Source organism: Pseudomonas sp. AAC (assembly GCF_000725445.1).
Classification (GTDB): Bacteria; Pseudomonadota; Gammaproteobacteria; order Pseudomonadales; family Pseudomonadaceae; genus Pseudomonas; species Pseudomonas citronellolis.
Map to the genome: position 1 here is coordinate 1 of NZ_KL647097.1, position 14,006 is coordinate 14,006.

The 14,006-nt window shown below is 63.9% G+C and carries 7 protein-coding genes and 3 pseudogenes; 3 read left to right on the forward strand and 7 right to left on the reverse strand.

Going from position 1 to position 14,006, the window contains the following annotated elements; translation table 11 throughout:
• Nucleotides 1-207: 207 nt before the first annotated feature.
• Nucleotides 208-1,017 (reverse strand): hypothetical protein, encoded by an 810-nt coding sequence (locus FG99_RS13760; RefSeq protein ID WP_043270384.1) that lies wholly within the window; start codon nt 1,015-1,017, stop codon nt 208-210.
• Nucleotides 1,018-1,086: 69 nt separating this feature from the next.
• On the opposite strand from FG99_RS13760, the gene FG99_RS13765 reads away from it, so the two are divergent.
• Nucleotides 1,087-1,389: a hypothetical protein gene (locus tag FG99_RS13765; protein ID WP_024128624.1), complete on the forward strand. Its 303-nt coding sequence runs from the start codon at nt 1,087-1,089 to the stop codon at nt 1,387-1,389.
• 24 nt (nt 1,390-1,413) lie between these two features.
• Here FG99_RS13765 and FG99_RS13770 read toward each other — a convergent pair whose 3' ends face one another.
• The 6 genes and pseudogenes from FG99_RS13770 to FG99_RS33240 all read right to left on the reverse strand — a co-directional run.
• Nucleotides 1,414-4,752 carry a DEAD/DEAH box helicase family protein gene (locus FG99_RS13770; RefSeq protein ID WP_043270387.1) on the reverse strand — a complete coding sequence of 1,113 codons (3,339 nt, stop codon included), beginning with the start codon at nt 4,750-4,752 and terminating at the stop codon, nt 1,414-1,416.
• Complete coding sequence (locus tag FG99_RS13775) at nt 4,752-7,721, reverse strand: DNA methyltransferase (protein ID WP_051878837.1); 2,970 nt, start codon at nt 7,719-7,721, stop codon at nt 4,752-4,754. Before FG99_RS13775 ends, FG99_RS13770 begins: the two co-directional genes overlap by 1 nt.
• 339 nt (nt 7,722-8,060) lie before the next feature.
• Nucleotides 8,061-8,603: a flavin reductase family protein gene (locus tag FG99_RS13780; protein WP_043270391.1), complete on the reverse strand. Its 543-nt coding sequence runs from the start codon at nt 8,601-8,603 to the stop codon at nt 8,061-8,063.
• A gap of 63 nt (nt 8,604-8,666) precedes the next feature.
• Nucleotides 8,667-10,316, reverse strand: coding sequence for an aminotransferase family protein (locus tag FG99_RS13785; RefSeq protein ID WP_081884619.1), 1,650 nt, complete (start codon nt 10,314-10,316; stop codon nt 8,667-8,669).
• Between the two features lie 140 nt (nt 10,317-10,456).
• A complete protein-coding gene (locus tag FG99_RS33235) occupies nt 10,457-10,627 on the reverse strand; it encodes a taurine transporter subunit (protein WP_081884652.1) in 171 nt (56 codons plus the stop codon).
• A 61-nt stretch (nt 10,628-10,688) separates the two neighbouring features.
• Nucleotides 10,689-10,871, reverse strand: a pseudogene (locus tag FG99_RS33240) (taurine ABC transporter permease); the annotation flags it as partial.
• Between the two features lie 90 nt (nt 10,872-10,961).
• Between FG99_RS33240 and FG99_RS13795 the strand changes: the two are divergent.
• A pseudogene (locus FG99_RS13795) lies at nt 10,962-11,696 on the forward strand (extracellular solute-binding protein); the annotation flags it as partial.
• Between the two features lie 649 nt (nt 11,697-12,345).
• Nucleotides 12,346-13,737, forward strand: a pseudogene (locus FG99_RS13800) (tyrosine-type recombinase/integrase).
• Nucleotides 13,738-14,006 lie beyond the last annotated feature (269 nt).

Genomic DNA, 14,006 nt, shown 5'->3' on the forward strand with positions numbered 1-14,006 from the left:
GTCAAGCACCTCGGCGATCTTCCTTTTGGCTCGCTGCCGGAGCAGCTGTCGAACCCAAAGGCGACAAGTGAATCACCGGCCTGATCACCACTCTCAACCTCGAACCTGCTTAAGTGCTTGATTTTCAAGCTCTTTCAGCGCTTCGTCGCTGGGAGTGGTGCGCATTATAGGGAGTTAAAAACCCCCGTCAACGACTTTTTGAATCTTTTATTTCAGCGGCGCTCTTTCCTGCAGCAGCGAGACCAGCGAGTCGAAGTCATTCATCTGATAGAGCGGCAGGTACAGCTTCCTGACCGCGCCCCTCACCTGCCCTGCCGAGCCCATGTCGCCGCTGACCACCTTCCTCTTATAGGCAACCTGCTCGTCCTGGTGCCGGTACACGTCTTGCGCCGACATCCAGAACACGCCCTTCACGCAAGGCAGGTCGTACCAATAGACGTAGGCGCACTTGTGCGCGCCCGGGCCGTTGACCACGAGCTCGCGCTGGGCGTTCAACTTGTCGGCGACGTCCAGCGTCATCGAGTGGGAATAACACTCGTAGGCCGGGTTGACCTTCTTCGAGATCAGCAGGAACGGCCGGAAGATGACCTTGAACTCCATCAGCAGCAGAACTTCGCCGGTCTGCACATGCCGCACCTGGAAATCCGGCATGTGCAATTCCTGTTGATCGGCCCGTTCGATCACGAGCCCCGGAACGAGGGTATCCAGGACTTGCTGGAAGTAGGCCTCGAACACCGCCTCCAGTTCATTGCCCAGGTCGATGTCCGGGTTCTTGTCTATCTGCTTGAGCGTGGAGAGATGGAACTTCTCGCATTCCCGGCAAACCGCGTCGCCGGGTCTTTTCAGCGAAGGCGCGCCCTGAGCCTCATCGAGATACATCGTCTGGTAGTAGTGGCGTGACTCCTGCTGCCAGGCGAGCAGCCTGGAGTGCCCCGCCGGGACGCGGGCGACCAGCCCCGGCGGCAACGACTCCAGCAGGTTCTGGTACAGGTTGCAGGCCTTCCATGGATTCGACATGCGCACAGCTACTCCCTACAATCGACGCCCTTCAGTCATGCTACACGAAGAGATCGCACGTTCTTCATGATCAAGCTGCTCAATACCTACGAAGACCGCGACGAGGCGGAAGCCGCCGCCGAGAAGCTGACCGGCCCCAAGCGCCTGGCCAGCGAGCGCGACGACACCACCACCATCTACAATCTCTTCGGCGCCCCGACCTGGGGCAACTTCCTCCGCCTGGGCATGTACAACCTGGAGGAACTCAAGAGCCTGCTGGCCAACCGGGAAGGCTGGGATGGCGCGCAGCAGGCGCGCCATGCGGAAATCGCCCGGACCCTGGCCATAGTGGCCAAGAACTACGAGATCGAAGTTCCCGCCCACTGGCTGTAGCCCCCGGCTACAGCCAGCAGCGCCCTACCCTATCCTCGCGAACATCTTCTCCAGATAGCTGCCGGCACCATCCTCCATGAAGAGGATGTGGCGGTCCTCCAGCTCCGCTTTCGGGCAATGCTCCGCGACGTTCAGCAACTCCGCATAGGGCGTCGGCGACAGCACGAAGGCGTTGAGCACGAGCGCCTGCTCGCCCGGCTTGGCCAACGTGGCCTGGATCGTCTTGACCTCCTTGTACAGGCCCAGCTTCGGGTGCCCCAGGTCCAGGTTGCGCAGGCCCTTGGGGTCCACGAAGGTCAGCCACTGCTGCCCCGTCGCCTCGTCCACCAGCCAGAGCAGGAAATCGGGATAGAAGTTGCCCGCGGTGGCGAAACCCAGGCCCTTGTCCTGTGTGGCGGCGTTGCGCAGCAGGTAAAGGCTGCGCGAGCCGATGGCCTTCCTGCCCGCGGGTGAGCCGTGGAAAGCCTCCAGGTCCCTGACGAAATCCCACTCGCTGGGCGCGTCGAACGCCAGCGGGCGCAGCTTGAAGGGAACGGCGTCCTTGTCGTCCAGCGACAGCAGCGGGTAGTACAGGTGACGATCGAAGCTGATGGCCACCATGTGCGGCGCGCTCCATTGGCCGGCCTGGTCGATCCGCCCTTCCGCCACCTGCGCCTTCAACGCCTCCAGCTTGCGGAAATACTCCAGGCCCTGCTCGCTGCCCTCGATCTCGAAGCGGTAGCCCTTGAGCATCGAGCCGTGCCCCTCGTCCAGCTGGACCACGTCGTAGAACTGGCCTTCGTAGCCGCTCTTCAGGGCCTTGTAGAAGCGCTCGGTGTAGTCGACCAGCAGGCGGACCAGTATGTCTTCCTGCTTGCGGACGTCGGCATAGCCGGTGATCGCCAGCTCGCTGGCCGGGATCAGCAGCGTGTACCAGTCGGCCGGGCCCTGGCAGAAGTCCATCAGCTTCTGCCGGTCCAGGCGCAGGTTGCTCCAGCCCCGCTGCAGCTTGCAGTCCTGCAGTTCGACATAGATGCGGTCCCAGTCGAACAGACCGAACAGCGCCGGGTTGAGCTTGGCGCGGTTGCGCGCCTGCGCCACGGAGCCCGCCGCCTTCGTGGTGCTCAGCGCCTCGATGCGCGGATACAGGTCCAGCGTCACATGGGGCAGCTTGACCTTGCCGGCGAACGCCGCGGGCACTTCGTACAGCCAGGGGAAGTGGGTGCGCTTGAAGCCCTTCTGCTGGTTGTCCTTGTAGCCGTCCTTGAGCGCCAGGGTCCTCAGCTTGCCTTGCGGCAGGTTCGCCCGGGTGGGGAGCTCCAGCTCGATCAGCTCGTCGCTGGGGGTGATCCCCTCTTCCTTCAGGTAGTCCTTGAAGGCCGCGATGTAGTTGGCGCGCACGCCGAAGATGTTCAGGGTTTCCAGCTTGTCCAGGTGCAGGCCCTTGGGGCGTTCCTGGGGACTGGTGCGCTTGAGCGAGAAGCCCTCGCCCTTCAGCCGCACGCCGCGACCGAACAGCTGGATGATCTGCGAACCCTCGCCCTGCCCCATGTTGAGCAGGCCCATGGTGGAAACCCGCCAGCTGCTCCAGCCCTCGGTGAACTTGCGCGAGCCGATCAGCACGTTCAGCCGGCTGTCCTTGTGGTTCAGGGTGCCAAAGAGCGCGCCGCTGAAGTCGTCCGCCTCGCTGTCGAAGGCCGCGCAGGCCTCGGCCTGGCGGAAGAAGGCGGAGTCGTCGCCGATGTTGATCAGCGCGAAGGGCTCGCCATCGCCCACCCGCAGGGCCAGCTCGCCCTTGCTGCTGCGGATGTTGACCAGCTTCAGGCGCTGGCGGGCCGGGGCGTTGAACACCCGCTGGAGGATATCGGCGTACAGCTCGTCGATCCTGTCGCCATAGCCCAGCAGCGGCGCGAAGCGCCCCTGGAAGATGTTGTTGCCCTTGGCGTCCAGCAGCTGTGCCTTGTCGTTCACCAGGTCCGCCAGCCAGGCCTTGATCTGCGCCTCGCGGTTGAGGAACTCGGCGAGGAAGGTCACCACCTCGAGAATGTCGGAGTCTTCGTCCGCCACCTTGTTGCCGACGAACACCCAGAGCGGCTTCTCGATGTTGAAGTCCTGCAGTTGCTCGCGATGACGGCTCCACAACCAGGTCTGCTGGTAGAAGGCCAGCAGGCAGGCGGCGAAATATTTGTAGGCGTTGTCGCCCTCGGCGTAGGCCTCGCCGTTCATGTTGAGGATCAGCGAGTCCTTGCCGTAGCCATCCTCGTAGAAGAACTTGTACGAGTAGTCGAAGAGGATGCACTTGGCATAGACCTCGCGGGTCGCGGTGATGCGCGCCTGGCGCAGCTCTTCCGCGGTCAGCGCCAACTGCGCCAACTGGTCCTCGTCCAGCTTCTTCAGGCTGGCGGTCTGGAACAGCATCTTCGCGCGCTTCTTCTTCAGCTCTTCCTCAGCCGCGTCGACGGTCAGCCCCTTGGCCACCGCCTGGCCGAAGGTGGCCGAATACTCGAAGGCGAAGCCGCCGCGCACCAGGGCGTCGCGCCGGCTCATCCAGGCCCCCGCGGCCGTCCCGGTGCCGCGGTGGCCTTCGTCCACCAGCACCAGGTTGTTGCCCTCGAAGGCCTCCACCGCCACGGTCTTGTCGCCCATCTCGTCGCCGAGCTTGTTGATGTCGATGATCTCGATGGTGCCGCGCGGCGGCGTCTGGCTCTTGTTGAAGTACTGGGCGAAGCCGAAGCCGGACAGGTGCAGCTCTTCCAGGTGCTGGCGCGACAGGCCTTCGTTGGGTGTCAACAGGATGACCTTGCTCGGGTAGCGGTCGCCATTGCCGGCCTGGAAGTAGTGCAGGTACTGCAGGATATTGACGTGCAGCAGCAGCGTCTTGCCGCTGCCGGTGGCGTTCCAGAAGGCGATCTTGTTCAGGTCGTCGGCGTCGAAGTCGCGGAACGGATCGGCGCCGGCCTCCCCGCGGTAGGCCGCCAGGGTTTCGTTCAGGCCATCTAGCAGCGCTTCGCGGCGATTGAAGTACCAGTCCAGGTAGATTTCGCTGAACAGCAGCGACAGGTACTGGAAGTACTTCATCTGCAGTTCGTGGCCTTCGCGCTTGTTACGCTGGGCGGTGATGCGCCGCCAGTGCTCGACTATGTTCAGGTCGTAGCGGCGCAGCTCCGCCTCGCTGGTGCGTTGCGGTTCGAAGAAGTTGCCGGCCAGCTCGTGGAAGAACAGCGTCTGGCCGTCATCGTCGATGCCCTCGTGGCGGTCATCGCCCAGGCGCAGCTTCAGCGCCCCCAGGCTGCCGCCCTTGAAGAAACCCAGCATCCAGCGGTTGAGCACCAGTTCCTGGTGGAAGCTCCGCTTGCCGGCCGCGCCCCGTGGTGCTCGCGCCATCAGAGCGCCTCCACGGCGAACATGCGTTCGAGGAATTCCGGCTCGATCTGGCGCAGCTTGAGCTCGCGGGTGGCGCCGCCCTGCGCCGCGGTCTGGGTGAGCACCGAGGGAATGTTGTGGTCGCCGTTGAGGTAGATGACGTCGAAGCGGCTGTTCGCCGGGTCGATCGCCAGCTCCTCGCAGAGCCGGCTGATGCCCTCGTAGTCGAGGACCTCGCAGTCACGCCAGAGCACCAGGCAGCTTTCCCCGCCCGGCAGCGTGCCGGTGACCTTGACGAAGCCGCGCTCCAGCTGCGCATCCACCTGGCCGACGCGCAGGCCGAGGAGATAGTTGAAGGTCTCGACCAGGTCCACCGGGCGCCGCTCGAAGGCGCCGGCGGAGTCCACCGCGATGTCCATGGCGTAGTCGAACGGCTTGCGGAAATCGCCGATCGACAGCAACGAGGCGCGGCTCTCCACGTTCAGCATGTAGCGCAGCAGGTAGTCGTCCCGCGCGTGGTCCGGGAGGAAGCCGAACAGGTCGCCCACCGCCGGCGGCCGGGCCAGTTGGATGTTGTTCAGGGCGTCCTCGTAGCTCTCCAGCTTGAGCACCTTGAAGCAGCCGGACAGGCCGGTCTGCGGCGCCGTGGGCTCGCCATCCTTCCATTGCGCGGAGTAGATGGCCTTAATCGCCCGCGGCTTGGTCACGGTTTCGAAGTACTCGCCCTGCTCCACCAGGATGAAGCCGAGCTTGGGCTCCAGGCCGGCGGCCTGGGCCTCGCGCCGCAGCTCGATCACCGCATGGGCGGTGGTGCCGCTGCCGCCGAAGTAGTCGAGCACCAGGGCCTGCTCGTCGGCCTGGACCGCCAGGGAGATGCACTTCTTCACCAGGTGGATCGATTTCGGGAAGTCGAAGCGCTTCTCGCCGAGCATGTCGATGAGCAGGCTGTTACCGTACTTGCCGGCATCGAACTCGCCGCCGCTCCAGACGGTCTTGGGCACGGTCTGTTCATGGGTGACGAACAGGTCCCAGTCGTCGCCGACCTTGAGCGCCGCGACGCGCTCCAGGTTCTGGCGGATGGAGTCGAGGCCGAAGTTCCAGCGCCGTTCGACGCCGTCCTGGTCGATCGGCCACACCTCGACGCGCCCATCGGCCAGCAGGACGTTCTTGCCGGCGGGGTGGAAATCGTCGTCCGGCACCGTGCCGACGTCGACCACGCGGCCGTCCACCACGTAGATCGGGTAGAACGACGGCCGCCGGTCGATGCGCCGGGAGTTCTCGCCCCAGCGCCGCATCTTGCGCGGGGTGCCGTTCTCTTCCAGGGTCCTGGCGATGCTCGACAGCCCGTCGCGGGTGAGGAACAGCGCGTACTCGTGGGTACGGTTGAAGTTGCGGGTGATCGAGCCCTTGGGGTTGTGCACCACGGTGACCCGCGACAGCGTGTGCTCCGGCGCCACCTGCTCCATCACCTTGGACAGGTTGACCATCTCGGAATCGTCGATCGCCACCGTCTTCACGCCGTCGAAGCGCAGCAGGCTCATGCCCTTGATCAGGCGGTCCTGCATCAGGCTCATCCAGGACGAATGCTTGTACTCGTTCTTGTAGAGGATGGGCGTGGAGTTGGTGTTGTAGGGCGGGTCTATATAGATGTACTTGACCTGCTCGCGGTAGCGCTCCTGCAGGAAGCTCAGGGCCTGGAAGTTGTCGCTGTGGACGAAGGTGCCGTTGACGCTGCCGTCCAGGTCGGCGATGGAAGCCAGCAGCCGCGCCTTGAAGGCGGCGTCGTAGAGGCTGGTGTCGAGCATCCGGAAGGGCGCATTGCGCAGGTCCTGCTCGGTGCCATTCGCCGCGCCCGTCCAGAGCCCCAGCTGGCGCCACTGCTCCCATTGCCGGGGGTTGCCGACGATGGCTGGGTACAACGCTTCCGGCACCCGGTCCAGGGTGATGCAGTAATGGCTGGAGACCACGAACTTCTTCTTCAGCCAGAGCTTCTTCTGGAACTCTTCCAGTTGCGCCAGGAAGTCGATCAGCTCCCGGGCGATGGCCCGCAGGCACTGCGTCATGCGCAGGCTCTTGTCGATATCGGCGATGGCCGTGGCGTTCTGCAGGTCGTCCAGGTGCAGGACTTCGTTCTTGATGTAGAAGTCCAGCTCGCCGCGCAGGAAACGCCCGAGGTCCTTGTGGATGAAGTAGTCGGCGGTGTTCTTGCTGGCGTAGTCGCTGAGGTTCTTCTCCAGCAGCGTGCGCTGCGGGTTCTTCTCGGTCGGCTCGCGCCTGGCCAGATCGGCCCAGCGCGCCTTGACCGCCGCATCGCCCAGCACGGTCTCGACGGCCTTGCCGATCAGCGTCTCCTGCTTGGTGCCCTTGGCCACCGGGCGGTATTCGAAGCGCAGCGTCAGCAGCGGCTGGCCGTCGGCGCCGTCGCCCTCCTCGATGGGCAGCAGCGCTTCGTCGTATTCGTGGCCGTGCTCGTCGGTGCGGCTCAGCGTCATCGGTTCGATCAGCGCGAAGCGGCGTTCCTTGTCGTTGTCCTTGCGGTTGTCCTTGGCGGTGTCGGCGGCCACCAGGCGGAAGTGCACGGCGCGGCCGTCTTCCAGGCGGAAGCTGTAGTTGGCGAAGTTCTCGCCGCTCTTGGTGTAGTACTGGTCCTTGTTGGCCCAGTGCAGCATGACTTCCTCGCCGGCGTAGGGGATGGCGTAGGTGTCCCCCTTGTAGCGGCGCTGGCTGACGAAGTCGCCGTTGTTGTAGTAACGGCTGAAGAAGGTCAGCAGGTGGCTGAAGACGGCGTTCTCGTGCTCGGCGCCATCGCGCCCCGCCAGGTGCTCCTGGATCTTGCGCGGCAGGCGCCGCTCCAGGTAGTCGTTGATCTCGCCGGCGCGGGCATTGAGGATGCGGTAGACGCCGAAGTCCAGCTCCGGGCGGTCGATCTGGAAGATCTCGCGCAGCTTGGCGACCAGGGCCTGGTGCTTGGGATTACGGATGTCGCTCATGACTTGGCCTTTTTCAATACCGCTGTATCTGTCCGGGTTCGCCGCCGGGGAAACGCACGCCACTCCCGCAGCCAGGTTCGGCACGGCGGGCTCGGACTATGCTCGGGATGCACGCGCCACCGGCCCGCGCCGCAGTGGCGAGGCGCTTCGACGGCATGACGACCGGGGGGGGCGGGCGGAATCAGGATTCAGCTCCCTCTGCGATCCGGCAGGCAGTGAATCTCAACTGACTTGCGATTGGCAACCTGGGCAGCGCCCTGCCAATCCAAACCGTTGATCTTACAAGAGAAGCGCGTCATTCGCGACCGGCGGGGGCCGGGCTGCGCCAAGGGAGCTCGACTAGACGCCGGGCGGCAGCTTCGAGCGCATCGCCTTGCGCCGGTCGAACTTCTCGCCATCCGCCACGAAGGTGCCGTCGCCGACCGCGTGCAGGGTACGGCGCTCCTCGCGTTTGGAATCGACGTAGGCGGCGATGCCGTCGAGCACCACTATGTTGTGCCGCTCGACCACGTCGACCACCCGGCACTCGATGTTCGCCAGGCACTCGCCGATCAGCGGCGCGCCGACATGCCGGGCCGGCACGGCGGTCAGCCCGAAGCGGGCGAACTTGTCGGTGTCGGCGCCGGAGCAGGTGCCTATGCCGACCACGGTGTCGAGCAGGTCCACGGTGGGAATGGCGATGACGCACTCGCGGGTCTTTTCCAGCGCGGCGTAGGAATGGTTCCAGGGCCCGGTGGTGAAAGCGAAGCGCGGGGTGAAGTCGACCACCATGGTCCAGGACAGCGTCATGATGTTGGGCTGGCCAGCGTCGCAGGTGGTGACCAGCACCACCGGGCCGGGCTCCAGCAGGGTGAAGGCCTTCTCCAGCTTCAGCGCTTTCATGGCGGTGCTCCTCGTCGCAGGGTTCCACGCCCGTGCCCAGGACCGTGGGTGAGTGGATACCACCTATTCCTTTCCCTGCCCGCACACGGGAAGGAACAGAGTAGGCGTTTTTCCATGGCTTGCCACGAGGTCACTTGTATGCTCGTAGCCAACCGCCTCAGACAACCCATCCCCGTCACGCCTTCCTCGGAACGTACCGCCTGTTTCCCGAGAAGAAGAAGACTCCTCGCCCGCGTTCGCCCGATGCCGGTCATCGTCGGCCTCGCCTGGCCGGAACCACGCAGGCGCCAGTTCCTCGCTGACGCCCGCTGTTCGGTTCGACTCCTCAGAAGCTTCCCCCACCTCCGCCAGCGCCTGCTCGAGGATCGAAAGGATCTGGTCGGCCTGTTCGCGCCCGATGGTCAGGGCCGGGCTCAGGCACAGGGTGTTGTTGAAGTCGGCGAAGGAGCGGTTGGTACGGCTGATGATCAGGCCCTTGGCCATGCACAGCGCGGCAACCCGCATGGCCACGCCCTCGGCCACCGGTTCGCGGGTCTCGCGGTCGCTGACCAGCTCGATGCCGAGGAAGAGTCCCTTGCCACGAACCTCGCCGATCAGCGGGTGTTTTCGCTGCAGGCGCAGCAGGCCTTCGAACAGGTAGGCGCCGATTTTCTCCGCATTCTCCAGCAGGCCTTCCCGCTCGATGATCCGCAGGTTCTCCAGCGCTGCGGCGGGGCCGGCGGTACAGCCACCGAAGGTGCTGATGTCACGGAAGTAGACCTCGCGGTCGTCCGGCTCGCCCTTGAACTGTTCGAACACCTCTTCTGTGGTCACCGTGCAGGAGATGGCGGCATACCCGGACGCCACGCCCTTGGCCATGGTGACGATGTCCGGCTGGATGCCGTAGTGCTGGTAGGCGAACCACTTGCCGGTGCGGCCCAGGCCGCAAACCACCTCATCGATGTGAATGAGGATGTCGTACTTGCGGCAGATCGCTTCCACGGCCTTCAGGTAGCCCGCGGGCTGAGTGATGACGCCGCCACCGGCGGTGATCGGCTCCAGCACCACCGCGCCGATGGTGTCCGGGCCCTCGCGCAGGATGACCTCCTCCATGGCGCGGGCCGCGCGGGCGCCGTAGTCGTCGACCGGGCCGAATTGGCTGCGGTACTCGCAGCAATGCGGGAACTCGACGAAGCCCGGGGTGAAGGGGCTGTACTGCATGCGCCGTTCCTGTTGCCCGGTGGAACTCAGGCAGGTGATGGTGGTGCCGTGGTAGTCGCGCTCGCGGTAGAGGATCTTGTGCTTGCGGCCGGCGTACTTGCGGTGGGCGATCTGCCGCACCATCTTGTAGGCCTTCTCGTTGGCTTCCGAACCTGAGTTGGAGAAATACACCCGGCTCATGCCCGGCATGTTCTCGATCAGCGCCTCGGCGAAGCGCGCCGCCACCGGGCTGCCCAGGGTGCCGGCGAAGTAGTTCAGCTCGACCAGTTGGTCGCGCACGGCGTCGGCGATGCTGGCCCGGCCATAGCCCACGTTGACGCACCAGACGCCGCCGGAAGTGGCGTCCAGGTAGCGCCGGCCCTGCACATCCCAGACGTACAGGCCCTCGCCCCGGTGCATCATCGGCGGCGCCGCCCGCTCGAAGCCCCGGTGCTGGGTCAGGTGGTGCCATACATGGCGGCGGTCCGATTCCAGCCATTGCTCGCTGGCGGACTGCGGGGAAAAATCGTTCATCGGGCTTGCTCCTGTTCATGGTTCCGGCCCGGCGCCGGGACGAGCGAGTGCCCGCACCGACGCCGCGCGTACTGGGCACCCGGGGGTGCCGATCGTGGGAAATCTCTCCGCTTCGCCGGGCCTGGCCGCCCGGCATGGCTTCAGGCCTTGCCCTTCCAGGGCACCAGGCGGCGCTCCAGCCAGCGCATGCCGAGGTCGAACAACAGGGCCAGGGCGCCGATCACCAGGATGCCCAGCACCACCACCTCGGTGGCCATGAACTTCGATGCGGTCAGCACCATGAAGCCCAGGCCGGCGGTGGCCGCGACCATCTCGGCGGCGGCTCCCGCCCATGGAGTAGGCGGCGTGGAACTGTTCGATGGCCACCGAGCGCACGCCGGCGCGGGCGCTGAGCGCCAGCGGGGCGAACATGGCCAGGTAGATGAGCAGGATCTTCGAGCCTTCGCCGATGCCCATCCAGATCACCACCAGGGGCAGATAGGCCAGCGGCGGCAGCGGCCGGTAGAACTCCACCAGCGGGTCGAAAATGCCCCGCGCCACCCGGTTGACGCCCATGAGAATGCCCACCGGCACCGCCGTCAGCACCGCGAGGAAGAAGGCGCCGAACACCCGCAAGGCGCTCCAGCCGATGAGGGTGAGCAGGGTGGCAACCGCTACGCGGTGCCCTACATGTGGGGCACCACCGGCATCGGCTACAACGCCGACAAGGTCGCGCAACGGCTAGGAGCGGACGCGCCGGTGGACTCGTGGGACCTGATCTTCAAGAAGGAAAACATCAGCAAGCTCAGCGATTGCGGCGTCGCCATGCTCGACGCGCCGGTGGAAATCATCCCCATCGCCCTGCACTACCTGGGCCTGCCGCCCAACAGCAAGAACCCGGCCGACTACGAACGCGCCGAAGCCCTGCTGCGCAGCATCCGCCCCTACATCCGCTACTTCGACTCATCGAAGTTCCCCTCCGACCTGGCCAACGGCGACATCTGCGCCGTGGTCGGCTGGGGCGGCTCGGTATACAGCGCCAGACAGATCGCCGAACGGGCCCACAACGGCATGAAGATCACCTACAGCATCCCCCGCGAAGGCGCCCCGGTGTGGATGGAAAACCTGGTGCTGCTCAAGGATGCGCCACACCCACAGCAAGGCTACGCCTTCATCGACTACATCCTGCGCCCGGAAATTACCGCGAAGAACTCCAACTACGTCGGCTACCCCAACGGCAACAAGGACGCCACCAAACTGATAGACACCCAACTGCGCGAAAACCCGGCGCAGCATCCCACGAAGGAGGTCATGGATACGTTGTATCCGCTGGAAACACTGCCCTTGAGGCTTGAGCGGGTGCGTACGCGGGTCTGGACGAGGGTGAAGACTGGGACGTGATAGGTTTTGGCTGTTGGGGACCGACTTCTGCTGGGTGGGGGCTGGTGGGGGTTGGCTGGTTTTGATGGGCTGTGGTTGCCATTTCATACTAGCGACGTGGGTCACGCTGTCAGCGGGTACAGGACTGACAGCGTGATGGGACAACTAGGTGGGCAGCCACGGCGGCCCTATTCCCCAACCTGGAAGTTCACCTCCTTCGCAGCATCGGCCAAGGCCTTGGTCTCAGCGGTTTGCATGACCACGTCGCCGACTTCTGCAGCGACACTGCCTGAATTCGCTTCTGGGTTACGTCCGAGCTTATCGAAGAGCACTGCCTGCCAGGGCGGTCAAGCCGGGTGATCTGGACGGACGCGGTTCCAGACGTGGATATCAGTGCGTTCGCTCAATGGTTTTGTGCGCAATTTGCGTCAACCAGAAACCAAAACAGAACACCTCAAACACTCTACCCCTTGCACCCCAAGCGCTTATTTCATGAGTTTACATGGACGCTAGTGGACACTGGCGGATCGCCTACACCCTAGTAAATACGGGGCATACAGGCTAAATAGCGTCCATCACGATCCATGAGCATCCACAGACAGCCAAGCGATTCGGTGGGGCAAAAGTGGGGCAAAATTCCAAGGCGACCGAATCGGGCAAGGGGTAGACGGTGGCAAAACTGACAGCGAAGCAACTGGAAGCGCTCACCTCGGCCGACGATGGCAAGACACTGCGCGAAGACGGCGGACTGGTCGCCAAGGTTCGTGCTGGGGTACGCGGCGTCACGGTCCTGTTTCGCTATGAGTTCAAACTGGATGGAGCGAAACGCGATCATCGCCTGGGCAGTTGACCCAAGAAGTCGCTGGTGCAGATTCGCGCCGAACGCGACGAAGTGAAAGCCACAGTCGCAAAAGGGATCGATCCCACTGCCGCCCGCAAAGCCGCCAAGATCGAAGCCCAAGCCGCTATTGCGGCCACCATTGCCGAAGCCGAGCGCCAGGCAGCGGAGAACAAGACAGTCGCCGACCTCTTCGAGGAGTGGATGCGCGATGGCGTATCACGTCAGGACAGCAATACCGAACTGCGCCGCAGCTTCACCAAGGACGTGCTACCGCTCATTGGCAAGAAGCCGCTGCGCACCCTAACCGAGAAAGACCTGCTCAACGTTCTGCGCCAAGTCAAAGCACGCGGGCTGAATCGCACCGTAGTGATCCGCAGCAAGGACATAGGCCAGATGCTGCGCTGGGCCGAGAAACGCAAGCCATGGCGCCCCCTGATGGCCGACGGCAACCCAGCCGACCTGGTAGACGTCAACAAGCTGCTCGACCACGACTACCAGGAACAACGCGACCGACTGCTTTCCCCTGACGAAATCCGCGAGTTGCGCGACATCTTCGCCCGTCTGGAGCGCGACTACGACGCCCTGCCCGTCGGCCAGAAATACTCCGGCATCCGCCCGGTCAATTCACGCGTGCAATGTGCCGTCTGGATCTGCCTGAGCACCCTCTGCCGTATCGGCGAGTTGCTCAAATCCGAATGGCGCCATGTGGATCTGGACAAAGGTACCTGGTATATCCCAGCCGAAGCCACCAAGGGACACAAAGGTAAACGCCAGGATCACCATGTATTCCTGTCGCCATTCGCGCTGAACCAGTTCAAGCGCCTGAAAGAAGAAACTGGCCATACCCCGTTCTGCTTCCCGAGTAAGGACGAGAACAGCCATGTCGACACCAAGACGGTCAGCAAGCTGATCGGCGATCGGCAATGCCGCTTCAAGAACCGCAGCAAGCCGCTTGCTGGTCGTCACCATGATGACTCACTGGTGCTGAGCAAGGGTTCCAAGGGTGAATGGACGCCGCATGACTTGCGGCGCACAGGCGCAACTATGATGCAGGAACTCGGCATCACGCTGGAGATCATTGATCGTTGTCAAAACCACCTACTGAGCGGATCCAAGGTGCGTCGACACTATCTTCATCATGACTATGCGAAGGAAAAAACCGAGGCTTGGCGGCGCCTGGGAGAGAAGCTTGAAACACTCTTAGCCACGCTGACTGACTAGTGGCAGCATTGCATAGTCACGCGCAACTGCTCAAAAAATCGCCAGCCACTATCGAAAGCGGCGCGGACCAAAACGCGCGCGCGATTCTCAGGGAGGCACATTTGTGCCTCCTAGCGGGAAGGGCGCATCCCAAGCGCGAATTAGCGATACGTCGTGCCAGCCACTCAGTCCCCACTAGCCGCCTCATTGTCAATGAGAACCAGCGAGCTCTAGGGGTAACACTCTACCTGACGAAAAATGGCCATAAGCTCGTGTAAAATCTCGCGCGT